We start from the raw sequence: 21,648 nt of genomic DNA, 5'->3' as shown, positions 1-21,648 counted from the left end.
ACCGGACGCCGGCCTGACAAGCCGTTTGAAATTGTGGGTCCGAGGAAGACGCGGTGCCGCCCTTCTTGCCCTGAACGCGGTCAGCATGAACGCGACAGCAGTGCTAACGACATGAATCAGCATGGGCGTCCTCAGCGTTAAGCGGATCGCGGCAGGGGAATGGCGGAAGAGAAAACGTTGTCGGGATCGTAGTGATGCTTGATCTCCATCAGTCGCTCGGCGTTGCCGCCGTAGCTCTGTCTTGCGCGATCGAGTTCATCCTTGCCGAGAAAGTTCGGGTAACCGCCGGGCAGCGCTGAAGCGAAGCGCTCGCGCGTGCCGCGCGTCCAGTGCCGGTGCCGCGGTTCGTCGCTGGCGTCGGAGCGATCGGGGAAGCTTGCCAGTATTTCGACCAGCACGTGATCGCGACGCAGTCCGAACGCCGTCGCAGCTTCCGCGACACGGGACGCAGCGCCGCGGAATTCGTGGGTGATGATCGCACAGCCCGGAGAGACGGCGCTCTCCATTGCGTGGATGAACGCGTCGATAGCGTCGCGGTCGAGCGCCGGCAGCCAGCAACTGTCCATCACGGTCTGCAATCCATTGGCGATGTAGGGATCGAACATGCCGAGCAGGGCCGCGTAGGATTTGCGCTCGGTACCGCCTGCGAGCAGCGTTCCCAGCCGGGCGAACGGCTGAAGTCTCGCTTCGCCGTCTTCGGGCCGGCCGCTCCAGGTTGGAACGATCAGGACCATTGTCGCGCCGCTCGGATCGGCCATGAGCGTGTGCTGCACTGTCAATTCCTCCGGCGCCGATGCCATCAATGCGCTGCATCGTTCGAGCACCGCGCGGGCCTCGGAGAAGGGATAGACGAGCATGCCGGAATGGACGCTCGGCAGTTCATGGACGCGATGGCGCATCGCGGTCACCACGCCGAAATTGCCGCCGCCGCCACGCAGCGCCCAGAACAGATCGGCGTTGCTCTCGCTGTCGGCATGCACGATGCGGCCGTCGGCCAGCACGATCTCGGCGGCGAGCATGTTGTCGATCGCCAGTCCGAAGCGTCCGATCAACGGACCGTAGCCGCCGCCGAGCGTGAGCCCGGCGATGCCGACGCTCGAAACCGATCCCGCCACCACGGCCAGTCCGTACGGATCGGTGACAGCAACGACGTCGCCGGCGCGGGCACCGCCTGCAATCGTGGCGCTACGACGGTCGGCGCTCAGCACGACGTTGCGCATGCCGCTCAGGTCGATCACCGCGCCCTCGCAAAGCGCGCGGCCCGCCCAGTCGTGTCCGCCGCCGCGAACCGACAGTGGCAACTCGCGCTCGCGCGCCGCCCGGATCGCATCCTGGACGTCCCTGGCGGTCCGGCAATGCACCACCGCGCCGGGCGTGACGCCGACCTGCTTGGCCCAGATGCTGGTCGCCGCCGCATAGCGGTCATCGCCAGGCAATGACACCAGCCCAGGCAAGTCCTCGCTCAGGCCGCAACAGGCGGCATCGATCGTAGCAGACATGGCTTCACTCTCCTGTGATCGGCGCGAGCGGAATGCTCGGCGTTATCTGCCGATTTACGGAGAAGCGGGCCGTGCGTTCGTGAAGATTCCTGCGGTTTTGCTGGTTACGCTCAGGCGAACTCGGAGGGCGCGACGCCGTACACGCGCCGGACCCATCGCGACAAATGGCTCTGATCCGCAAACCCGGTGTCAACAGCGATTTCGGCGAGGCCCATTCGTCCTTCGCGCATATGCCGCGCCGCTGCCTGCAGGCGGAGATGGACGACGTAGCGATAGGGCGTCATGCCGACCGAGCGGGTGAATACGCGCGAAAAATGGAACGAGCTGCGGCCGGCGAGTACGGCCAGATCGGCGACCTCAATCGGCTCGGCGAGATTGGTGAGCACATAGTCTCTTATCCGCTCCAGCGCGCGTTGACCGAGCCGACCGCGAAGTGGGCGTCGGGGCGTCGACGTATAGTTGGACACCAGGCGGCCGACGAAGCGGCTGGCGGCTTCGCTCCAGAACAGCGGACCGTTCGGATAGCCTTGCGCGCTCTCCGCTGCCAGCGACTGCGCGGCCTGCTGAAGCGAGTGATCGTATCCCGACAGCCGCTCCGGAAGCTCGGCTTCGAGCGCAGAATCTTCCGCGGCCGCAAGCGCAAGCTGGGTCGGCTTGACCGCGATCAGCAGCATATCGGCCGTGCCGTCGGCGTCGGCGGAGCAGCCCATGCCGGCCGGACAGATTGCAAGTGCGCCGTGGGTCGTCTCGTGCCGAAGCCGCCGTCCGGCTATTCGGCAATCGAGCCGCAGATGGGGTGACATCTGAAGGAAGACGAGGTGCTGTTCCGTGGTGGTGCTGAAATGCGCCCCGCCGTCGAATAGCGCCCGGAACACGCGCACGCCGCTTTCGCCCGCCGGACCGTCCGCTTGGGACGTCGTCGGGGGGCTGCCATCCTTCTGAGCCCATCGCACCTGACCGAACTTCGCCACGCCGATCGCGCTCCGCCAGCAATGCATGAAACAAGCCTGCTAGATTGGGCGCGGATGGAGGCCGCGAAAGGGCGGCGAAGCCGCCCCTAACGCACACGTGAAAAGGCGTGAGAGCGCATTTGCCTCGGCCGTGTCAAACGGATGCGCGGAGCGTGCCTGCGCGATGCAGATCGCGCAGCTTGCGCTTGAAGATCTTGCCGGTGGCTTCGCGCGGCAGCGCATCCATGAACTGGATGTCCTTCGGCACCTTGAAGTTGGCAAGCTTGCTGCGCAGGAAATCCTGCACGGCGGTGACCGACAGTGTGGCGCCCGGTTCGGGTTCGATGCAGGCGAACAGCCGCTCGCCATATTCGTCGTCGGCGACGCCGAACACCGCGCAGTCGCGGACGCCTTCCATGCCGATCAGCGCGTTCTCGATCTCGGCGGGATAGATGTTGACGCCGCCCGAGATTACCATGTCGCGCTTGCGGTCGCACATGAACACATAGCCGTCCTCATCGAGATAGCCGACGTCGCCGACGCTGATGAGGCCCTCACGCCCGGCCTCGGCGCGCGCCTTGGCGTTGCCGTGATAGTCGAAATCCGGGATAGCGGTCTGCCGCATGAAGATCTCGCCGGGCTCGTTGACGTCGCATTCGGTCCCGTCGGGGCGGAAGATCTTCACGATGCCGCCCTCGATCACGCGGCCGACGGTGCCGGGCTTTGCCAGCGCCTCCGCCGCCGAATGCCAGATCGGGATTCCGGTCTCGGTGGAGCCCAGATATTCGTTCACCACCAGTCCCCACCAGTCGATCATCGCGCGCTTCACATCCTGCGGACATGGCGCGGCGCCGTGAATGATGAAGCGCAGCGAGGAGACGTCGTAGCGTCGCCTCGTTTCCTCCGGCAGCCGCAGCAGCCGCACGAACATCGTCGGCACCATGTGCATGTGGGTGACGCGGTGGCGCTCCACGAGCTGCAGCAGCTCCTCGGGATCGAAGCGCGGCTCGAGCACGATGGTGCAGCCGCAGCGGAACGCCAGCATGCCGTAGCTGTGCGGCGCCGAATGATACATCGGCCCGTTCATCAGGACGATCTGGTTGTCGTTCGGCTTGATGCCGTAGGCGATCGCGCTGACGCGGGCGGCCGCGGCCTGCAGTTCCGGCGGCATCGGCTTGCGCCGCACGCCCTTGGGCTGGCCTGTGGTGCCCGAGGTGTAGAACATCGGCGAAGCGCCGATCGGGGCATCGGTCAGAGCCGGATGCGTGTCGCGCCAGTGGTCCCAGTCGGTCAGGCCGTCGGGCACCTGGGTCAGTCCAGGCGGCACGCCATAGGCCACGGCGATCTCGGGCGGCGTCGCCACGACCAGCAGCTTGAGCCCGGCGGGCAGCCCATCGCGTATCTGCGGCAGCAGATCGGCGTGACAGATCAGGACGTCCGCGCCGCTATCCGAAAGAATGTAGGCGACTTCCTCGGCCTTCAGGTGCCAGTTGATCGGCACGATCGGGCTGCCGAGCGCGGCGGACGCAGCCACCGCCTCGAACAGCGCGAAATCGTTCCGCAGCATCATCGCGACCGGCTGGCCATCGCGCACGCCGAGCGCGCGTAACCCGGATGCCGCGCGGGCGATGCGCTCGTTGATCTCGCCATAGCCGATCCGGCGTTCACCGCTGATGATCATCTCGCGCTCCCGATCGTTTCTGTCATCATGCTCAGCGGTCATCGAGAATCTCGCCAAAGCTCACCCAGCTCTTGCCGTTGAATCGCCGCAACTGCAACTGCTGGAACGGCAGATAGTCATCCGGACCGGTCGATACGGTCATTCCCGGTAACAATAACGGCAGCTTGACCTCGCGCAGCGACGTCGCCTGGCGCAGGATGTTCTCGCGGCTGAAATCATCCTTGCATGCCCTGAGCGCGGCCATCAGAAGTGTCGCATAATGGTAGCCGGCGGCGTAGTTCGAATTGTTCAGGTCGGCATTCGGCAGATACTGCTTCATGAACGCAAAATATTCTTTCACGCCTGCGTCATCGGCCCACTGCACGTCCATCGTGTCCTTTTGATTGCTCGAAGAGATCAGGCCGACTGCATTCGCCAGTCCCGCCGGCTCCAGGAACGAGATCGAGGAAGCTGAGGTGGGCACGAAGAACAGCTCGGGCTTCCAGCCGAGTTCGGCGACGCCCTTGATCGACTGCGATGTGAATTTCCCGAGCACCACGGCGAACAGCACGTTGGCGCCCGAGGCCTTCAATGTCGCCAACTGCGAACTGATCGTCGGCGCGCTGGTCTCGTAGCTTGCTTCCGCGACGATCATGCTGGCGGCCTTGGACCCGAGCGCGCGCTTGAAGCCGGCGACATAGTCGCGGCCGAAATCATCGTTCTGGGAGAGGATCGCGATCTTCGCATCGGGCTTGGCCTGCAGCACATATTTGGCATAGACGACGCCTTCGGATTCGTAGGCCGCCATGCCGGGCATGGTCCAGGGGAAATTCTTCGGGTCGGCCCATTTGGTCGCGCCGCTCAAAAGGAACAGTTGCGGGACCTTCTTGCCGTTGAGGTAGCGGTGCACGGCGCTGTTGGTCGCGGTGCCGAGCGAACCGAACATCATCAGCACCTCTTCCTGCTCGACCAGCTTGCGGGTCTGCTCGACCGTCTTGGGCGGGGAATAGGCGTCATCAAGCGTGATGAACTTCACCTTGCGGCCGTTGATGCCGCCTTCGGCATTGATCCTGGCAAAGAAGGCTTCCTGCGTCCGCCCGATGGTGCCGAAGCCGGACGCCGGCCCGCTATAGGGCAGGGTCTGGCCGATGCGGATGTCGTCCTTGTCGTCGGCGAAGGCCGCCGTGATCGCACCCAGCGTAAACAGAACGGCCAATGCGTGCCGCAGCTTCATGGTCTCTCTCCCGATGATCAAAAAGCGTCTTATTAGTTTTGGAGCGGCCGATGCCGCCTCTCCCTCTCCCCGTTCTTACGGGGAGAGGGTTGGGGTGAGGGGCTGCCTCCGCAAACACGGTGGCAGATGGACTCGCGGAGGTGCCCCTCACCCGAAATTCAAGCTGCGCTTGAATTTCGACCTCTCCCCGCGAAGAGCGGGGCGAGGTGAAACCAGGTTCACGCGCTTGCGCGTCTCAGGAAATCACCGCGCGCTTCGGTGAATTCCGCCTTGAGCCGCGCCACCAGTTCGGCGACCGGCGGCGTGTCGGTGATCTGGCCAATGCCCTGGCCCGAACCCCAGATGTCGCGCCACGCCTTGGCCTTCGTGTTGCCGCCGGAGCCGAAGTTCATCTTCGACTTGTCGGCGACAGGCAGATTGTTCGGATCGAGACCGGCGGCCACGATCGACGGTCCGAGGTAGTTGCCATGCACACCGGTGAACAGGTTCGAATAGACGATGTCGTGGGCGGCATGTTCGGTCAGCGCCTGCTTGTAGCGCGGATCGGCATTGGCCTCTTGGGTGGCGATGAAGCGGGTGCCCATGTAGGCGAGGTCGGCGCCGAGCGCGAGCGCGGAGGCGATGCTCCAGCCGTCGGAGATCGCGCCCGACAGCAGGATGGTGCCCTTGAACCATTGCTTGACCTCGCGCACCAGCGCGAATGGCGACAGCGTTCCGGCATGTCCGCCGGCGCCGGCGCAGACCAGGATCAGGCCGTCGACGCCCTGCTCGGCGGCTTTCCGCGCATGCTTGACGTTGATGACGTCGTGAAACACCACGCCGCCATAGGAATGCGTGGCCTCGACGATTTCCTGTGGCGGCCGCAGCGAGGTGATGATGACGGGGACCTTGTGCTTCACGCAGGTTTCCATGTCCCGCATCAGCCGGTCGTTGGAGGCGTGGCAGATCTGGTTGACCGCGTAGGGCGCGACCTTCCTGCCCGGATTTTGCGCCTTGTATTCGCCGAGTTCGTCCTCGATCTGCGTCAGCCATTCGTCGAGCTTCTCGGCCGGCCTGGCGTTTAATGCCGGAAACGAGCCGACGATGCCGGCTTTGCACTGGGCGATCACGAGATCAGGCCCCGACACGATGAACAGCGGCGAGCCGACCACCGGCAATTCGAGACTGTTGGCGAGCGATGCTGGCAACGGCATGTCTGATCCTCCCGGCGCCTGCGGCACCTTATCTTGACGCCGTCAATATAGGGCTGGACGGCGCGACGACGGCGTTCAATATTGAACAGTCAATCTACCAGGAATGAACGGGCTATCGACGCGAGGCAGTCGGATGGATTGGGACTTGTGCAAGACCTTCGTCGCCGTGGCGGAGACCAGGAGTTTCGCCGCGGCCGGGCGCCGCCTGCGCGCCAGCCATCCGACCGTCGGCCGCAAGATCGCGGCGCTCGAGAAGCAACTCGGCACCCGCCTGTTCGCGCGTTCCAATGACGGATTGTCGCTGACCTCGCAGGGTCGCAAGTTTCGCGAGCATGCCGAAGCCATGGCGGCTGCGGCACTCCGCGCCGAGGCCGCGGCTTCCGCAACCGGCGAGCAGGCGAGAGGCGTCGTGAAGCTGTCGATCGGTGCGACGCTGGCCGCGCACTGGCTGATGCCGCGGCTCGGGCCGTTCCTGCGTGACCACGACCATATCCAGCTTGAGATCATCACCCATCCGTTTCCGGCAAGCGTGCGCCGCCGCGAGGCCGACGTGGTGCTGCGGCCGGTCGACGCTGGCGAGGAGAACCTGATCGGGCGCAGAATAGGCCGGCTCGGCACCGGGTTCTACGCCTCGCGCGACTATGCCGCGCGGCGCAAGCTGCCGGAGCGGCGCGACGAGTGGCGGGGGCACAGCATCATCGGGTTTGCCGACCAGGCGTCGAACGCGGATCTGGCGCGCTGGAGCGACTTCATTACGCGGCAAGGAACGGTCGTAATGCGCTGCTCGTCGCAAGGCGACATGCTGGCCGCTGCGCGCGCCGGCCTCGGCATCTCGGCGCTGTCGTGCTTCGTCGCTTCGAGCCACCCAGATCTGGTGCGGGTCGCACCGCAGAAGCTCGGCAGCGTCTCCGATCTCTGGCTGCTCGCGCATCCGGACCTGATCGAGCTGCCCGCCGTCCGCGCCGTCACCAGCTTCGTCACAGCCAGTGCCCGCGAAGACCGCATCAGGCTGCGCGGCTAGCGACACCTTTCGTAGCCCGGGTGGAGCGGAACGCGTAACCCGGGACACCTGCATCGGCGTCGACGAGCGGTCCCGGGTTACCCTGGCGCTTCACCCGGGCTACGAAGCTGCGATCACGCCTTCGCGTTTCTTCAGCACCCGGTAATAGGCCCACCACAGATGCGCGGCGGCGCCGCGCAGCGGGCGCCAGGGCTCGGCAAGCGGCGCCATCTGTTTTGCGGTCGGCCGCTCCTTCAACCCCAATCCGATCTTCACCGCCTCCTGCACGGCGAGATCGCCCGCCGGCCAGGCGTCGCCATGGCCGAGGCAGAACAACAGATAGATGTCCGCGGTCCATGGGCCGATGCCGGGCAGTGCGGTCAGCGTGTTGTGGGCGATGTCGGCCTCTTCGTTCGCGAGCACGTCGAGGTTCAGCCGTTCGGCGGCGAGCTCGCGCGCGATGTGCTTCAGCGTCTTGATTTTCGCCGCCGACAGGCCGAGCCGGCCAAGCCGATCGGCGCGCGCCTTGCCGATCGCATCATGATGAAAGGGATCGAACGCCTTGCTGACGCGGCCCCAGATCGCCGCGGCGCTCGCGGTCGAAAGCTGCTGGCCGCAGACGATCGCGGCAAGCCCGGCGAAGCCCGGCTCGCGCTGCCGCAGCGCCGGCATGCCGGTGACCTCCAGAACCGGCCTCAGCCGCTTGTCCTGCTTCACAAGAGTTTCGATTGCGTCTTCGAGGTCTGACTGAGTTTCGAAGTGGATGAGCATGGAGGAACAGTCTCGTCGCGTCATGCGCGGGCTTGACCCGCGCATCCATCTGCTATCGATAAGAGTCCTAGAGGATGGATTGCCGGGTCAAGCCCGGCAATGACGAATTCCAATACAATGTCGCCACCCGTTTTCCGATTCGCGCCGAGCCCGAACGGTTATCTCCATCTCGGCCACGCTTTTTCGGCGTTGTTGAATTTTGATCTCGCGCGCGAGGCCGGGGGACGATTCCTGCTGCGGATCGAGGACATCGACCCGACGCGCTGCCGGGTGGAGTTCGAGACTGCGATCTACGAGGACCTTGCGTGGCTCGGCATGGCCTGGGAGACGCCGGTGCGGCGTCAGTCGGAGCATCTCGATGCCTATCGCAAGGCGGTCGAGCAATTGACCGCGCAGGGCCTGCTCTATCCGAGCTTCGAGAGCCGCGCTGAAATCGCGCGTCTGGTCGCCGAGCGCGAGGCGGCTGGACCATGGCCGCGCGATCCCGATGGTGCGCCGCTCTATCCGGGCGCCGCGCGATCGTTGCCGGCGGTCGACCGGCTGCGGTTGATCGAGGCCGGCACGCCTTACGCGCTGCGGTTGAATATGGCGGCGGCTCGCGCGCGGGTCAAAGATCTGACCTGGACCGAACAGGCCGAGGGGCCGGCCGGCGAGCACGGAACCGTACCCGCCCGGCCGGAGGCGTGGGGTGACGTCATCCTGGCGCGCAAGGAGACGCCGACCAGTTATCACCTCTCGGTCGTGATCGACGACGCCCTGCAGGGGGTGACCGACGTTATCAGGGGGCAGGACCTGTTCTGGGCGACCAGCGTGCACCGGCTGCTGCAGGCGCTGCTCGGGATCGCACCGCCGGCCTACCGGCACCACAGGCTGATCCCCGATTCGGCCGGGCAGAAACTGTCGAAGTCGACCAAGGCGACCGCCTTGCGGGAACTGCGCGCCGACGGCGCGACGCCCGCTGATATCCGTCGTCTCGTTGGCTTGTCTTAGAGCCAGGGGCCGTCGGCCAAAGGTCTCCGTGACACCGGCCGCCTCGGCATGCCATTCTGCCAGCCGGGGCAGGGTTCACGGGAATCATGGCGGCAAGATCGCGCGTTGGGCGCACCATTCGGCATCCCAAGAAGACGCCGTCGCGGAAGCGTGTCTTGAAGGCGGCAAAAGCACGCCGCGTGCGCGCGCCTGCGGAGGCAGGGCCCGGCGTGGTCGAAACCGCGCTGGCGGCTTTCGCGCATGAGGTCCGCACCCCGCTCACCGGCATTCTCGCGATCAGCAACCTGCTTGCGACCTCCGACCTCGACGAGCGCGAGCGACGCTGGGTCGATACCATCCAGGCCGGCGCCGAGCATCTGGCCAGCCTCGCGACCCTGTTCGTGGATGCGGCGCGAAGCCGTGGCCCCGGCCTCGAGATCCGGCAGGATTTCTTCGACCTGCACACGCTTGCCCGCAACGCCGGGAATTCACTCGCCGGGCGGGCGGCGGCCAAGGGCCTGCAGCCCTCGGTCGATATCTCCGAAAAGTTGCCCGCCTTCGCCGTCGGCGATTCCATTCGGCTGCGTGCGGCGCTGGAGAACCTGATCGACAACGCGGTCAAGTTCACCGAGCGGGGAACAGTCGCGCTCGCGGTCACGCCGATGCGCGCCGTGAAAGGCAAGGTCCGGGTCGCCTTTGCCGTCTCCGACAGCGGCATCGGGCTTTCGCTCGCCGAGATCAAGCGTCTGTTCCGTCCGTTCTCGCAGGCCAATGTCCGGGTCGCCTCGCGCTTCGGCGGCGCGGGCCTCGGCCTCTCCTCGGTCAAGCAGCTTGCGCGGGCCATGGGCGGCGACATCGTCGCCAGGCAGCGGCGAGGCGGGGGCACCACCTTCACGCTGACGATCGTGCTGGCGTCCGCCGGCGAACCGGCCGCATCCAAAGGCGATGCAGGGAGCGACGTCCCGGCGGGGTCGCCGCGCGCGCTGCGGCTGCTCAGCGTCGAGGACAATCCGTTCGGCCGCGTCGTGCTCAACACCATCCTCACCGAGCTCGGCCATCAGGCGGAGTTCATCGGCGAGGGCGAAGCGGCGCCGGAGCGGCTCACGCAGGGCGCCTTCGACGCCGTGCTGATGGATATGGTGCTGCCCAGCATCGACGGGGTCGAGGCGATCAGGCGTATCCGCGCGCTTCAGCCGCCGCTCGGCCGCATTCCGATCATCGGGATTTCCGGCCGCAGCGAGGACGAGGCGGCCTCGCGCGCGGCCGGCGCCGACGCGTTCCTGGTCAAGCCTGTGAGTCCGCGTGCTTTAGCGACTGCGCTGCTTGAAGCGATACGCCCTTCGGCAGACGCGACTTGATGATCGCCGCGTTCAACTCGCCGCCATAGACGAAGATCGCGGCGATGAAATACAGGAACACCAGCGCGATGATCACCGACGCGAGCCCCGCATACATCGTGACGTAATTGTTGGCGAAGCGCGCCAGGTACTGGCCGAACACGATGCCTGATATCAGCGAAGCCACCATGGTGAAGATGATGCCGGGCAGGATCTGCAGGAAGCTGCGGCGCCCCGCGGGCAGCCAGGCGTGCAGGATGAGCAGCGCGACGGTCAGCGCCGTGATCGTGATGCCGTAACGTGTGATGTTGAGGATGCGCTCGTTGCTCTCGACGAAGAACGGAATGAAGCGCCGTGCGGTCTCGAGTGTCAACGGACCGAGCACGATCAGGAACGCCATCGCGAGCGAGGTGACGGCGGCGATCAGGGTGTAGCCGATCGATTCGAGCCGGAGCCAGTACCAGCGCCGCCGCTCGACGACGGCATAGGCGCGGTTCAGCGCCACCCGCAGCGCTTCGACGCCGTTGGAGGCGAAATAGACCGCGAGCGCCGCGCCGATGGTGAGGATGTCGCCGCGGGTGGTCGTCAGGACGTCGTGGACCTGGCTCGACAGCGTGTCTGCGACCTGTTTCGGCCAAGTCTGCAGCAGCAGGCTGGCGGCCTGGTCGGCCAGTTCCTTGGAGCCGAAAAAGCCGGCGAGGGAGGTCAGCACGATCAGGAACGGGAACAGCGCCATCAGGGTCGACAGCGCGATATGGCTCGCAATCGCCCAGCCGTCGTCGGCGAGGAACGTGTAGAACGCATCCATCACGACGCTGTAGACGTAGCGAACCTGCTTCACTTCCCACCCTGATCCGGCCAGCCCAAGCCGCACACCAGCTTCCGATATAATCGCGCCAAACGCCAGATCGTTGCATTTGCCCCATGTGGCGCTTCGGATATCGCGGTGTTATGTAGCGTAGATGGCATCCTTCTTAAGTACGTTCATTCTCCCGATCGCGGTCGGCGCCGTCGGGGTGGTCCTGCTGCTCGGTCTCGCCAACATGATGCGCGGCGGCTCGCCGAACACCTCGCAGAAATTGATGCGGCTGCGCGTCTTGCTGCAATTCGTCGCCATCGTGATCGCGATGCTCGCGGTCTGGGCGATGGGGCGCTAGTTCTTACCTCTCCCTGCAGGAGGGATAGTCACGGAGCTGAACATGGTCGTGCTCAACAAGATTTATACGCGCACCGGCGACGACGGCACGACCGCGCTCGGAAGCGGTGAGCGGCGGCCGAAATATGATCTGCGCGTCAGCGCCTACGGCACGGTGGACGAAACCAATGCCGCGATCGGCGTGGTGCGGCTTCATCTTGCGGATAACCCCGCGCTCGACCGCATGCTCGGCCTGATCCAAAACGACCTGTTCGATCTTGGTGCCGACCTCGCGGTGCCCCAGCGCGAGGGCAAGGCGGAGCGTTTGCGGATGCTGGCGAGCCAAGTCGAGCGGCTCGAGCGCGACATCGACACGCTCAATGCCGAGCTCGCGCCGTTAACCTCTTTCGTGCTCCCCGGCGGTACCCCGGCGGCGGCCTATCTGCACCTCGCCCGTACGATTTGCCGCCGGGCGGAACGGATGATGGTGGAACTTGCGGCCAGGCCGGACGAGCCGGTCAGCGAGGCTGGCATCCAGTATATGAACCGCCTGTCGGATTTCCTGTTTGTGGCCAGCCGCTTCCAGAACGACAAGGGCGCCGGCGACGTGTTGTGGGTGCCCGGGCAGAACCGCTAAAGCGTTTTCAAGCGGATGCAATCAGAACCGGATATGCTCTAGAATGGGTTTGAAATCCCCGGGGCCGATTTTTGGCTTTCGCGCGTTGACCGCCGATAGCGGGACCTTTAGGTTCCGCGCCCAAGCCAATCAACCCCCTAATTTCAAAGCGAAAGAGGATCGATGAAGGTTCTTGTGCCGGTAAAGCGGGTCGTCGACTACAACGTCAAGGTCCGCGTCAAGAGTGACGGATCGGGCGTGGAGCTCGCCAATGTCAAGATGTCGATGAACCCGTTCGACGAGATCGCGGTCGAGGAAGCGTTGCGGCTGAAGGAAGCCGGCAAGGCGACCGAGGTCGTGGTGGTGTCGATCGGCCCGGCGCAAGCTTCCGAGACCATCCGCACGGGACTGGCGATGGGCGCCGACCGCGGTATCCTGGTCAAGGCCGAGGGCACGGTGGAGCCGCTCGCAGTCGCCAAGCTCCTGAAGTCGGTGGTCGAGGCGGAGAAGCCCGGCCTCGTCATCCTCGGCAAGCAGGCGATCGATGACGATAGCAACCAGACCGGCCAGATGCTGGCCGCGCTGCTCGGCTGGTCGCAGGCGACGTTCGCCTCCAAGCTCGAGGTCGAAGGTTCTGACTTCAAGGTGACGCGCGAAGTCGACGGCGGCCTGCAGACCGTGAAGCTGAAGGGCCCGGCGATCGTCACCACCGACCTCCGCCTCAACGAGCCGCGCTACGCCTCGCTGCCCAACATCATGAAGGCGAAGAAGAAGCCGATCGACGACAAGAACGCCGCCGATTACGGCGTCGATCTCACGCCGCATCTCGAAATCCTCAAGACTTCGGAACCGGCAGGCCGCAAGGCGGGCGTCAAGGTCAAGGACGTCGCCGAACTGGTGTCGAAGCTCAAGACCGAAGCCGGGGTTCTCTAAATGACGACATTGCTGATTGCCGAACACGAACACGAGAAGCTGAAGGACGTCACCAACAAGGCGCTGACCGCCGCCAGCCAGTTGGGCGGCGACGTGCATGTGCTGGTCGCCGGCGGCGGGGCGGGCACCAAGGCCGCGGCCGAAACGGCGGCGAAGCTCGCCGGCGTCAAGAAGGTGCTGGTCGCTGAAGGCGAGGCCTATGCCCACGATCTCGCCGAGCCGCTTGCCGCGCTGATCGTCTCGCTAGCGCCGTCTTATGATGCGATCGTCGCGCCCGCGACCTCGCGCTTCAAGAACGTGATGCCGCGCGTCGCGGCCCTGCTCGACGTCATGCAGGTTTCCGAGATCATCAAGGTGGTCGCGCCTGATACCTTCGAGCGTCCGATCTATGCCGGTAACGCGATCCAGACGGTGAAGTCCAAGGACGCCAAAAAGGTGATCACGGTCCGCACCTCGACCTTCGCGGCGGCGGGCGAGGGCGGCAGCGCGCCGGTCGAGACGGTGGCGGCTGCGGCCGATCCCGGTCTCTCCAGCTTCCTCGGCGAGGAGGTCGCCAAGAGCGACCGTCCGGAGCTCACCTCGGCCAAGATCATCGTCTCCGGCGGCCGCGCCATGCAGAGCCGGGAGAATTTCGCCAAGTACATCGAACCGCTGGCCGACAAGCTTGGTGCCGGCGTTGGCGCCTCGCGCGCCGCGGTCGATGCCGGCTATGCCCCGAACGACTGGCAGGTTGGCCAGACCGGCAAGGTGGTGGCGCCGGAACTTTATGTCGCGGTCGGTATCTCCGGCGCGATCCAGCATCTGGCCGGCATGAAGGACTCCAAGGTGATCGTCGCGATCAACAAGGACGAGGACGCGCCGATCTTCCAGGTCGCCGATTACGGCCTCGTCGCCGACCTCTACCAGGCGGTTCCGGAGCTCACCGAAGCGCTCGGCAAGCTCGGAAAATAAGCAAAGAGAACACCGGCCGGATGGTTCAGCCCCGGCCGGTGTTCTGTTTTTGAATGGCGTTTTCCGGCGAAGCAGGTACCCTCTCGCCGAAGCATGATCTCTACCCGGAGCGCCGCGTTGGCGCTAAGTGGGCGCCGGTTTAGGAAAAGGTCATGCACAAACGTAAGACTTGTCGGATATTGGGGAGGGACTTGGGCTAGGCGCGATGGACGCGCTGTCCCGGTGGATGACAACATGACGGTCGCAATCAAGAAGGTCGGCGTGATCGGCTCGGGCCAGATGGGTAACGGCATTGCCCATGTGGCGGCGCTTGCGGGTTTCGACGTGCTGCTCAACGACATTTCCGCCGATCGCGTGAAATCGGCGCTCGCAACCATCAACGGCAATCTGTCGCGCCAGGTGGCCAAGAAGTCCATCACCGAGGAGCAGCGTAAGCAGGCGCTGTCCCGGATCGTCGCGACCGAAAGCCTCGACGAACTGGCGGATTGCGATCTTGTGATCGAGACCGCGGTCGAGAAGGAAGAGACCAAGCGCAAGATCTTCCACGATCTCTGTGCGATCCTGAAGCCGGAGGCGATCGTCGCCTCCAACTCCTCCTCGCTCTCGATCACGCGGCTCGCTGCCTCCACCGATCGCCCCGAGCGCTTCATCGGCATTCATTTCATGAATCCGGTGCCGCTGATGGAGTTGGTCGAGCTGATCCGCGGCATCGCCACTGATGATGCGACCTTCGACGCTGCCAAGACGTTCGTCGGCAAGCTCGGCAAGCAGGTCGCGGTATCGGAGGATTTTCCGGCCTTCATCGTCAACCGCATCCTGCTGCCGATGATCAACGAGGCGATCTACACGCTCTATGAGGGCGTCGGGAATGTCGAGGCGATCGACGCGGCCATGAAGTTAGGGGCCCACCATCCGATGGGCCCGCTGGAACTCGCCGATTTCATCGGGCTGGACACCTGTCTGTCGATCATGCAGGTGCTGCATGAGGGGCTCGCGGATTCAAAATACCGGCCGTGCCCGCTCTTGGTGAAATACGTCGAGGCCGGCTGGCTCGGCCGCAAGACCCAGCGCGGTTTCTACGACTACCGCGGCGAAAAACCAGTCCCGACGCGCTAGCTGCTCCGGAAGCCGTAGGATGGGTAGAGCGAAGCGAAACCCATCGCGATGAAGCAAGCGGCCTGAATGATGGGTTTTGCTTCGCTCTACCCATCCTACGCACCGTGTCCCGGGCACGCGGGGAAGCATTCATTAACCCCCGCCGCCTATAGTGCGCCCGAATTGGGGAGTACCGCGTATGGACATGATGAGCATGGTCTCGGGCATTCTGGCCATGCAGGCCGGCGGCCTGCAGTCGCAGATTCAGACCTCGATCATCAAATCCAATGCGGACGCCGAGAAATCCGCGGTCCAGACCCTGCTGGGCGCGCCGTCGACGGCCAATCTGGCGCCGGGCGTCGGCGGCAACCTGAACGTCGTGGCCTAAATCCCCGCCGCGGCCGGCTGCACGGCGGCCGTGATCAGCTTCACCGCATCGTCGCTCGCCCATTCTGCGGGCCCCGCGATGGTCGCGATTTCGCAGCCGTTGCCGTCGACCAGCATCGAGGTCGGCATCCCAAGCGCCTTGCCTATGCTCTTAAGATCTTGGAAAACCTTGGCTTTCGCGTCGCTGAAATAGCCGAGCCGGGTCAGGTTGGCGTCTTTCAGGAAATTCTTCGGCTTGTCGAAGTCACGGGTGTCGATGTTGATCGCCACCACCTCGAAATCCTTGCTGCCGAGCTTGGCCTGCAGCGCGTCCAGCGCCGGCATCTCCTTGCGGCAGGGCACGCACCAGGTGGCCCAGAGGTTCACCAGCACGGTCTTGCCGCGCCAGTCGGACAGCTTCCTCGGCTTGCCCTCGGCGTCCTCGAAGGCGAGGTCCGGGACCCGCACGGGCTTTGTCGCCATCGTCAGCGCGGCGAGTTCGCCCTGCGCCAGCGGGGTGAGCTTCTTCGCCAGATCGACCGCGCCGCTGCAGGCCGGGTCGCCGGCCGGGCCGCGCCGCATCAGCCCGCCAAATCCGGAGACGCCGGCATAGCCGATCAGCGCGCCGACCAGCACTGCGCCGATTACGAGCGGGATCCGGCGCGCGGCGCCACGGGACGGGGGAGTTTCGGGCATATCGTTTGTCATTCCGCGTCAGATATGGCTAAGCAGGGCCAGCGCCGGTGGCCGGTCGGTTTTGACGGTCGGGCGATCAAGGGCAGGCCTGAAGTTTGAAGAAGTCGTGAGCAAGCAATCATGAGCAACAAGATGTGGGGCGGGCGGTTCTCCGAACGTCCCGACGCGATCATGGAGGAAATCAACGTCTCCATCGACGTCGATCGTCACCTTTATGCCCAGGACATTGCCGCGTCCAAGGCCCACGCCGCGATGCTCGCCGCGCAAGGCATTATCACCGCGTCTGATGCGAAAAATATCGGCAAAGGTCTAGACACGATTTTGTCAGAAATCGACAAGGGGTCGTTCGATTTCAAGCGCGCGCTCGAAGATATCCATATGAACGTCGAGAGCCGGCTGTCGGAGTTGATCGGCCCGGCCGCCGGCCGGCTGCACACCGCGCGCTCTCGCAACGATCAGGTCGCGACCGACTTCCGCCTCTATGTCCGCGACGCCATCGACGAGGTGGATGCGGCGCTGGCCGCGTTCCAGCAGGCGCTGGTCGACCGCGCGCTGGAACATGCGGCAACCGTGATGCCCGGCTTCACCCATTTGCAGACCGCCCAGCCCGTGACCTTCGGGCATCACCTGCTGGCCTATGTCGAGATGGCGGCGCGCGACCGCGGCCGCTTCGCTGACGCCCGCAAGCGGCTGAACGAATCGCCGCTCGGCGCCGCCGCACTCGCCGGCACCTCATTCCCGATCGACCGGGCCGCGACGGCAAAAACGCTCGGTTTCGACCGCCCGATGGCAAATTCGCTCGATGCCGTCTCCGACCGCGATTTTGTCCTGGAAACCCTGTCGGCCGCCGCGATCACGGCCGTGCACCTGTCGCGCTTCGCCGAGGAGATCGTGGTCTGGACCTCGCCGCTGGTTGGCCTGGTGCGGCTCAGCGACAAGTTCACCACCGGCTCCTCGATCATGCCGCAGAAGCGCAATCCGGATGCGGCGGAACTGGTGCGCGCCAAGACCGGCCGGGTGATCGGTGCGCTCACCGCGCTCCTGATCGTGATGAAGGGCCTGCCGCTCGCCTATCAGAAGGACATGCAGGAGGACAAGCAGGGCGCGATGGAAGCCTTTGCAGCGCTCTCGCTCGCGATCCGCGCCATGACCGGCATGGTCGAAGACCTCGTGCCCGACGAAGGGCGGATGAAAGCCGCGGCCGGCGAGGGCTATGCCACCGCCACCGACCTCGCCGACTGGCTGGTGCGGACCCTGAAAATGCCGTTCCGCGAGGCCCATCACGTCACCGGCCGCATCGTGGCGCTGGCCTCGGAGCGGGGCGTCGCCCTCCACGAGCTGCCGCTGACCGCGATGCAGGAGGTCGAGCCGAAGATCACCGCCGACGCGCTGAAAGTGCTGTCGGTCGAATCATCGGTGAAAAGCCGCACCAGCTACGGCGGCACCGCGCCTAGGAATGTGCTTTCCCAGGCGAAGGCCTGGGCAAAGCGGCTGGAAAAACAGCGAAAATTGGGCTGAACGACAAATTTCGCTGCAATCTCATGGTTATCCGGGGGCTCGCCAGAGCAAATCAATGTTTGTATGGTGCGGCCCGCATTGGGGATTTCGTCGTGACCAGTAACCACCGCCTGACCCGGTCGGGATGGGCTCTCATCCTTGTCGGCGTTGCCGCGCTGACGCTTGGCGGCTGCGGACGCAAGGGACCGCTCGACCTGCCGCCGACCGCGAGCTCGGCGCAGACGCCGGCCGCGCCGGACGGCGATACCGAGACCCGGCGGGCAGCCGAGCCCAGCCTGTTCAATCCGAACTACGGAACGGATGCGCCGCCGGCCGCGGCCAAGGGTCGCCAGCGATCCTTCGTCCTCGATCCGCTTCTCGACTGAGCGCGCCATGAATCATTTCGACTATCGCGACGGCGTGCTGCACGCCGAAGCGGTTGACCTGTCCAAGCTTGCCGAGATCGTGGGCACGCCGTTCTATTGCTATTCGACTGCGACCTTGGAGCGCCATTACCGGGTGTTCACCGAAGCCTTCGCCGGCGAGAAGGTGCTCGTCTGCTACGCCATGAAGGCCAATTCCAACCAATCGGTCCTGCGCACCTTGGCAAAGCTCGGCGCCGGAGCCGACGTGGTCTCGGGCGGCGAATTGAAGCGGGCGCTCGCCGCCGGCATCCCGCCGTCGAAGATCGTCTTCTCCGGCGTCGGCAAGACCGAGGCCGAGCTGCGCGCCGCGCTTTCCGCCGACATCCTCTGCATCAACATCGAATCCGAGCCCGAGCTCGAGCTGTTGTCGCGCCTTGCGGCCGAGATGGGTAAGACCGTGCGCATTTCGGTGCGCGTCAATCCCGACGTCGATGCCGGCACGCATGCCAAGATCTCGACCGGCAAGTCCGAGAACAAGTTCGGCATCCCGATCTCCCGTGCGAGAGACGTCTATGCCCGCGCCGCGAAGCTGCCGGGCATCGAGGTGCGAGGGGCCGACATGCATATCGGCAGCCAGATCACCGATCTCAGCAAGATGGAGACCGCGTTCCGGATCCTTGCCGAATTCGTCCAGACCTTGCGCGCCGACGGCCACAACATCTCGCATATCGATTTCGGCGGCGGCCTCGGCATTCCCTATTACATGGACCGCGAGGCGCCGCCGGCGCCGGACGCCTATGCCGCGATGGTCAAGCGCGTGACGCATAACCTCGGCTGCACGCTGATGTTCGAGCCGGGGCGGATGATCGTCGGCAATGCCGGCATCCTGGTCACCCGCGTGATCTATGTGAAGCATGGCGATGCCAAGAACTTCGTCATCATCGATGCCGCGATGAACGACCTGATCCGGCCGACGCTGTACGAAGCGCATCACGACATCCTGCCGGTGCGGCAGGCCAAGAAAGACGCGCCCATGATGGTTGCCGACGTGGTCGGCCCGGTCTGCGAAAGCGGCGACTATCTCGCGCTCGACCGTTCGCTGCCCGAGCCCAAGCCCGGCGATCTCCTGGCCATCATGACCGCCGGCGCCTACGGCGCGGTGCAGTCCGGCAGCTACAACACCAGGCCCCTGGTGCCGGAAGTGCTGGTCAAGGACGATCAGTATGCCGTCGTGCGCCCGCGGGTCGAGGTCGAGGCGCTGATCGCGATGGACAAGTCCGCGCCGTGGCTGTGAGCGGCGATCGGGAATTAATTCATTTAAACGCCGTCGCGATTTAACAGCTTGTATAATTCAGTTTAACGATCGGAAAATCCGCGCGACAGCGGAAATTTTCAATAACCAGGCCTCCCGGGCGAATTCCCGGTGGAGTACGGAAGCCTGAGGAGCCGTTTTGAGCTCTGACGGGGCGCGCCTGGGTAGCTTCGCCTTAACAAAACGGTGATCACACCATCCCACAGCCGCGGAGCGGCATCCGCGGACTCTCGATGTAACCGATAAGTCTCGGACAGCGCATAGTATTTTTGCTTTTTGGTCCCTGTCCCTGCGTCATTTTCGCATGCCTGCCATTTAAATATTAAATCTCCGTTGACAGGTATTTAAATTCGAGTGAGATTAATATTATCAAATACGGCTGTGTGGGGTGTAACAATGTCATTGCCAGGCTGGGTTCTCGCGATTTTCCTCTTGATGGCGGCGGCGGTGCCCGCCGGTGTGTACTTCACGGCCACGCTGTTCTTCCCTCCCGACCAAGTCTACACCTATGTCGGCCAGGGAACGTATCGTGGCGCGCCCGGCCCGCTCGCGGGCGCAGGACTTCCCTTCCTCGTCGCTGCAGGCGTCTATTGGTACGTCAGGCGCCGTCGCAACTCGAAATAGCGCTTGCGCTGTTGGGGGCCACAAAAGCGACCGACACAAAACATCTTCGTGGAAATCGCAAAGACCGCCGCGAGGCGGTCTTTCTTCTTGACTATGGCGGTTTTTACTTTTCGATTTGAGCGTCACCTTGCTCGGTGTCGTCCTCGCGAAGGCGGGGACCCATAACCACAGGATGGTGTTTGGTGCGAGCAAGTGGTTGCAGATTCGCACGTCGCCAAACCCTGTGGTTATGGGTTCCGGGTCCCGGCTTCGCCAAGAGGCTTCGCCAAGAGGCTTCGCCGCGGCGCGCAAGCCCGGGACGACAGCTACCCCGGGATGACATCTTACTTCGACAGTTCACTTCGCCGCGTGACTGCCCTTTGCGCCACCGACCACGACGCCCGCCGCTTTCTCGATCGGCTTGATCGCGGAGGTGAAGTCGGACTCCGCGCCCGTTTCGCGGATCACGGTTTCCCAGAGGCGGCCGACGGCTTCGGCGACTTCCATCGACAGGCCGAGCGACTTCATCTCTTCCACGCACAGCCGCACGTCCTTCACCATCAAGCCGGTGGCGAAGCCGAAATCGAACGTGCGCGGCAGCACCGAGCGCGGAAACTTGTCGCGGCTCGCCGTATTCATGCCCGAGCCCGCATTGATGACATCGATCATCACGGCCGGATCGAGCCCGGACTTCACGCCCATCACCACCGCTTCCGAGGTCGCAACCATTGCAGTCGCCGACAGGAAATTATTGGCGAGCTTCATCGTCTGCCCCGAGCCCGGCTTCTCGCCGATGAAGAACACTTTGCCGATCACGTCGAGCGCCGGTTTCAGCGCCTCGTAGTCCGCACGCGGACCGGAGACCATCACCGCCAGCGTTCCTTTTTCGGCACCGCCGACACCGCCGCTGACGGGGCTGTCGATCTGCACGATGTTGCGCTTCGCCAGCAGGCCGTGGATGCGTACCGCCATTTGCGAGCCGACGGTTGAGAGATCGACGAAGCGCTTGACGCGCTTGCCCTCGATCACGCCGCCGGCGCTGGTCGCGACCTCGAGCGAGGCCTGCAGCGAAGGCAGGCTCGCCATCACGGTCTCGACCCGGTCGGCGATCTCCTTGGGCGAGGACGCGGCTAGCGCGCCGCGCGCGGTCAGTCGCTCGACGGCCTCCTTGCGCGTATCGAACACGGTAAGTTGATGCCCGGCCTCGACCAGCCGGCGCGCCATCGGGAAACCCATGTTCCCGAGGCCGATGAATCCAATTTCCATGGTGTTTCCTTTATCGTTGTTTGCGAGGGCCGTTGCGGCGAAACAGCGCGCCACACACTCACTGTCGTCCCCCGCGAAGGCGGGGACCCATATGTGGACGGCCCCCGTGGCACAAGAGCTTTTGAGGTGATCGGATCGCTTGCATCCATATGTCCGGCCTGTTTGATGCGATCGGATGATCGCTGGCCAAGATGGGATGC

At 64.6% G+C, this 21,648-nt stretch carries 22 protein-coding genes; 13 read left to right on the top strand and 9 right to left on the bottom strand.

What is annotated here, in order from left to right; all coding sequences use genetic code 11:
• Nucleotides 1-137: 137 nt before the first annotated feature.
• From ACZYOF_RS20625 to ACZYOF_RS20605, 5 genes are all read right to left on the bottom strand, one after another.
• Nucleotides 138-1,499: an FAD-binding oxidoreductase gene (locus ACZYOF_RS20625; protein ID WP_463716937.1), complete on the bottom strand. Its 1,362-nt coding sequence runs from the start codon at nt 1,497-1,499 to the stop codon at nt 138-140.
• Nucleotides 1,500-1,609: 110 nt separating this feature from the next.
• The gene (locus ACZYOF_RS20620; protein WP_463716936.1) at nt 1,610-2,470 is read right to left on the bottom strand and encodes a helix-turn-helix domain-containing protein; all 861 of its coding nucleotides are present in this window, start codon (nt 2,468-2,470) and stop codon (nt 1,610-1,612) included.
• A gap of 133 nt (nt 2,471-2,603) precedes the next feature.
• Nucleotides 2,604-4,172 (bottom strand): acyl-CoA synthetase, encoded by a 1,569-nt coding sequence (locus ACZYOF_RS20615; RefSeq protein WP_463716935.1) that lies wholly within the window; start codon nt 4,170-4,172, stop codon nt 2,604-2,606.
• On the bottom strand, nt 4,162-5,343 hold the full coding sequence (locus tag ACZYOF_RS20610; RefSeq protein WP_463716934.1) for an ABC transporter substrate-binding protein: 1,182 nt from the start codon (nt 5,341-5,343) through the stop codon (nt 4,162-4,164). The genes ACZYOF_RS20615 and ACZYOF_RS20610 overlap by 11 nt, the downstream gene beginning before the upstream one ends.
• 218 nt (nt 5,344-5,561) lie before the next feature.
• Complete coding sequence (locus ACZYOF_RS20605; RefSeq protein WP_463716933.1) at nt 5,562-6,536, bottom strand: NAD(P)H-dependent flavin oxidoreductase; 975 nt, start codon at nt 6,534-6,536, stop codon at nt 5,562-5,564.
• 133 nt (nt 6,537-6,669) lie between these two features.
• On the opposite strand from ACZYOF_RS20605, the gene ACZYOF_RS20600 reads away from it, so the two are divergent.
• Complete coding sequence (locus ACZYOF_RS20600) at nt 6,670-7,557, top strand: LysR family transcriptional regulator (RefSeq protein WP_463716932.1); 888 nt, start codon at nt 6,670-6,672, stop codon at nt 7,555-7,557.
• A 99-nt stretch (nt 7,558-7,656) separates the two neighbouring features.
• Here the strand turns inward: ACZYOF_RS20600 and ACZYOF_RS20595 are convergent, their stop codons facing one another.
• Nucleotides 7,657-8,307, bottom strand: a complete 651-nt coding sequence (locus tag ACZYOF_RS20595) for a DNA-3-methyladenine glycosylase family protein (RefSeq protein WP_130583376.1) — start codon at nt 8,305-8,307, stop codon at nt 7,657-7,659.
• Between the two features lie 117 nt (nt 8,308-8,424).
• On the opposite strand from ACZYOF_RS20595, the gene gluQRS reads away from it, so the two are divergent.
• Nucleotides 8,425-9,297: a tRNA glutamyl-Q(34) synthetase GluQRS gene (gene gluQRS, locus ACZYOF_RS20590; RefSeq protein ID WP_463716931.1), complete on the top strand. Its 873-nt coding sequence runs from the start codon at nt 8,425-8,427 to the stop codon at nt 9,295-9,297.
• An 86-nt stretch (nt 9,298-9,383) separates the two neighbouring features.
• Nucleotides 9,384-10,634 carry an ATP-binding protein gene (locus ACZYOF_RS20585; RefSeq protein ID WP_463716930.1) on the top strand — a complete coding sequence of 417 codons (1,251 nt, stop codon included), beginning with the start codon at nt 9,384-9,386 and terminating at the stop codon, nt 10,632-10,634.
• Here ACZYOF_RS20585 and ACZYOF_RS20580 read toward each other — a convergent pair.
• A complete protein-coding gene (locus ACZYOF_RS20580; protein ID WP_130583378.1) occupies nt 10,561-11,454 on the bottom strand; it encodes a YihY/virulence factor BrkB family protein in 894 nt (297 codons plus the stop codon). The two genes, ACZYOF_RS20585 and ACZYOF_RS20580, sit on opposite strands and share 74 nt — an antisense overlap.
• 121 nt (nt 11,455-11,575) lie before the next feature.
• Between ACZYOF_RS20580 and ACZYOF_RS20575 the strand changes: the two genes are divergently transcribed.
• The 6 genes from ACZYOF_RS20575 (at nt 11,576) to ACZYOF_RS20550 (ending at nt 15,731) form a co-directional block, all read left to right on the top strand.
• Nucleotides 11,576-11,770 carry a twin transmembrane helix small protein gene (locus ACZYOF_RS20575; protein ID WP_035690040.1) on the top strand — a complete coding sequence of 65 codons (195 nt, stop codon included), beginning with the start codon at nt 11,576-11,578 and terminating at the stop codon, nt 11,768-11,770.
• Between the two features lie 42 nt (nt 11,771-11,812).
• Complete coding sequence (locus tag ACZYOF_RS20570) at nt 11,813-12,385, top strand: cob(I)yrinic acid a,c-diamide adenosyltransferase (protein ID WP_130583379.1); 573 nt, start codon at nt 11,813-11,815, stop codon at nt 12,383-12,385.
• 162 nt (nt 12,386-12,547) lie between these two features.
• Complete coding sequence (locus ACZYOF_RS20565) at nt 12,548-13,297, top strand: electron transfer flavoprotein subunit beta/FixA family protein (protein ID WP_130583380.1); 750 nt, start codon at nt 12,548-12,550, stop codon at nt 13,295-13,297.
• Nucleotides 13,298-14,248 carry an electron transfer flavoprotein subunit alpha/FixB family protein gene (locus tag ACZYOF_RS20560; protein WP_394569795.1) on the top strand — a complete coding sequence of 317 codons (951 nt, stop codon included), beginning with the start codon at nt 13,298-13,300 and terminating at the stop codon, nt 14,246-14,248.
• A 234-nt stretch (nt 14,249-14,482) separates the two neighbouring features.
• Entirely contained in the window at nt 14,483-15,364 is an 882-nt protein-coding gene (locus ACZYOF_RS20555) for a 3-hydroxybutyryl-CoA dehydrogenase (RefSeq protein ID WP_130582593.1), read from the top strand.
• Between the two features lie 178 nt (nt 15,365-15,542).
• A complete protein-coding gene (locus ACZYOF_RS20550) occupies nt 15,543-15,731 on the top strand; it encodes a putative motility protein (RefSeq protein ID WP_028163775.1) in 189 nt (62 codons plus the stop codon).
• On the opposite strand, the gene tlpA is transcribed toward ACZYOF_RS20550, so the two are convergent.
• Nucleotides 15,728-16,405 (bottom strand): thiol:disulfide interchange protein TlpA, encoded by a 678-nt coding sequence (tlpA, locus tag ACZYOF_RS20545; RefSeq protein WP_463716929.1) that lies wholly within the window; start codon nt 16,403-16,405, stop codon nt 15,728-15,730. The two genes, ACZYOF_RS20550 and tlpA, sit on opposite strands and share 4 nt — an antisense overlap.
• Before the next feature lie 120 nt (nt 16,406-16,525).
• On the opposite strand from tlpA, the gene argH reads away from it, so the two are divergent.
• The 4 genes from argH to ACZYOF_RS20525 all read left to right on the top strand — a co-directional run bounded on the left by argH (nt 16,526) and on the right by ACZYOF_RS20525 (nt 20,203).
• Nucleotides 16,526-17,923 carry an argininosuccinate lyase gene (gene argH, locus ACZYOF_RS20540; RefSeq protein ID WP_463716928.1) on the top strand — a complete coding sequence of 466 codons (1,398 nt, stop codon included), beginning with the start codon at nt 16,526-16,528 and terminating at the stop codon, nt 17,921-17,923.
• A 92-nt stretch (nt 17,924-18,015) separates the two neighbouring features.
• The gene (gene lptM / locus ACZYOF_RS20535; protein WP_282530242.1) at nt 18,016-18,288 is read left to right on the top strand and encodes an LPS translocon maturation chaperone LptM; all 273 of its coding nucleotides are present in this window, start codon (nt 18,016-18,018) and stop codon (nt 18,286-18,288) included.
• Between the two features lie 7 nt (nt 18,289-18,295).
• Nucleotides 18,296-19,561, top strand: a complete 1,266-nt coding sequence (gene lysA, locus ACZYOF_RS20530; RefSeq protein ID WP_463716927.1) for a diaminopimelate decarboxylase — start codon at nt 18,296-18,298, stop codon at nt 19,559-19,561.
• A 414-nt stretch (nt 19,562-19,975) separates the two neighbouring features.
• On the top strand, nt 19,976-20,203 hold the full coding sequence (locus ACZYOF_RS20525) for a hypothetical protein (protein ID WP_130582602.1): 228 nt from the start codon (nt 19,976-19,978) through the stop codon (nt 20,201-20,203).
• A gap of 336 nt (nt 20,204-20,539) precedes the next feature.
• Here the strand turns inward: ACZYOF_RS20525 and ACZYOF_RS20520 are convergent, their stop codons facing one another.
• The gene (locus ACZYOF_RS20520; protein ID WP_463716926.1) at nt 20,540-21,448 is read right to left on the bottom strand and encodes an NAD(P)-dependent oxidoreductase; all 909 of its coding nucleotides are present in this window, start codon (nt 21,446-21,448) and stop codon (nt 20,540-20,542) included.
• Between the last annotated feature and the right edge of the window lie 200 nt (nt 21,449-21,648).

This window comes from Bradyrhizobium sp. LeoA1Lang (assembly GCF_055413685.1).
The sequence above is the reverse complement of the archived record's forward strand: the minus strand, read 5'-3'. Positions and strand labels throughout refer to the sequence as shown.

Bases quoted from the DNA above. Each gene is read 5' to 3' on its own strand.
- ACZYOF_RS20575 (WP_035690040.1), top strand. From the start codon at position 11,576: ATGGCATCCTTCTTAAGTACGTTCATTCTCCCGATCGCGGTCGGCGCC.
- ACZYOF_RS20570 (WP_130583379.1), top strand. From the start codon at position 11,813: ATGGTCGTGCTCAACAAGATTTATACGCGCACCGGCGACGACGGCACG.
- ACZYOF_RS20520 (WP_463716926.1), bottom strand. From the start codon at position 21,448: ATGGAAATTGGATTCATCGGCCTCGGGAACATGGGTTTCCCGATGGCG.
- tlpA (WP_463716929.1), bottom strand. From the start codon at position 16,405: ATGCCCGAAACTCCCCCGTCCCGTGGCGCCGCGCGCCGGATCCCGCTC.
- lysA (WP_463716927.1), top strand. From the start codon at position 18,296: ATGAATCATTTCGACTATCGCGACGGCGTGCTGCACGCCGAAGCGGTT.
- ACZYOF_RS20600 (WP_463716932.1), top strand. From the start codon at position 6,670: ATGGATTGGGACTTGTGCAAGACCTTCGTCGCCGTGGCGGAGACCAGG.
- ACZYOF_RS20555 (WP_130582593.1), top strand. From the start codon at position 14,483: ATGACGGTCGCAATCAAGAAGGTCGGCGTGATCGGCTCGGGCCAGATG.
- ACZYOF_RS20625 (WP_463716937.1), bottom strand. From the start codon at position 1,499: ATGTCTGCTACGATCGATGCCGCCTGTTGCGGCCTGAGCGAGGACTTG.
- ACZYOF_RS20550 (WP_028163775.1), top strand. From the start codon at position 15,543: ATGGACATGATGAGCATGGTCTCGGGCATTCTGGCCATGCAGGCCGGC.
- gluQRS (WP_463716931.1), top strand. From the start codon at position 8,425: ATGTCGCCACCCGTTTTCCGATTCGCGCCGAGCCCGAACGGTTATCTC.
- argH (WP_463716928.1), top strand. From the start codon at position 16,526: ATGAGCAACAAGATGTGGGGCGGGCGGTTCTCCGAACGTCCCGACGCG.
- ACZYOF_RS20615 (WP_463716935.1), bottom strand. From the start codon at position 4,172: ATGACCGCTGAGCATGATGACAGAAACGATCGGGAGCGCGAGATGATC.
- ACZYOF_RS20595 (WP_130583376.1), bottom strand. From the start codon at position 8,307: ATGCTCATCCACTTCGAAACTCAGTCAGACCTCGAAGACGCAATCGAA.
- ACZYOF_RS20560 (WP_394569795.1), top strand. From the start codon at position 13,298: ATGACGACATTGCTGATTGCCGAACACGAACACGAGAAGCTGAAGGAC.
- ACZYOF_RS20605 (WP_463716933.1), bottom strand. From the start codon at position 6,536: ATGCCGTTGCCAGCATCGCTCGCCAACAGTCTCGAATTGCCGGTGGTC.
- ACZYOF_RS20585 (WP_463716930.1), top strand. From the start codon at position 9,384: ATGGCGGCAAGATCGCGCGTTGGGCGCACCATTCGGCATCCCAAGAAG.
- ACZYOF_RS20610 (WP_463716934.1), bottom strand. From the start codon at position 5,343: ATGAAGCTGCGGCACGCATTGGCCGTTCTGTTTACGCTGGGTGCGATC.
- ACZYOF_RS20565 (WP_130583380.1), top strand. From the start codon at position 12,548: ATGAAGGTTCTTGTGCCGGTAAAGCGGGTCGTCGACTACAACGTCAAG.
- ACZYOF_RS20525 (WP_130582602.1), top strand. From the start codon at position 19,976: ATGTCATTGCCAGGCTGGGTTCTCGCGATTTTCCTCTTGATGGCGGCG.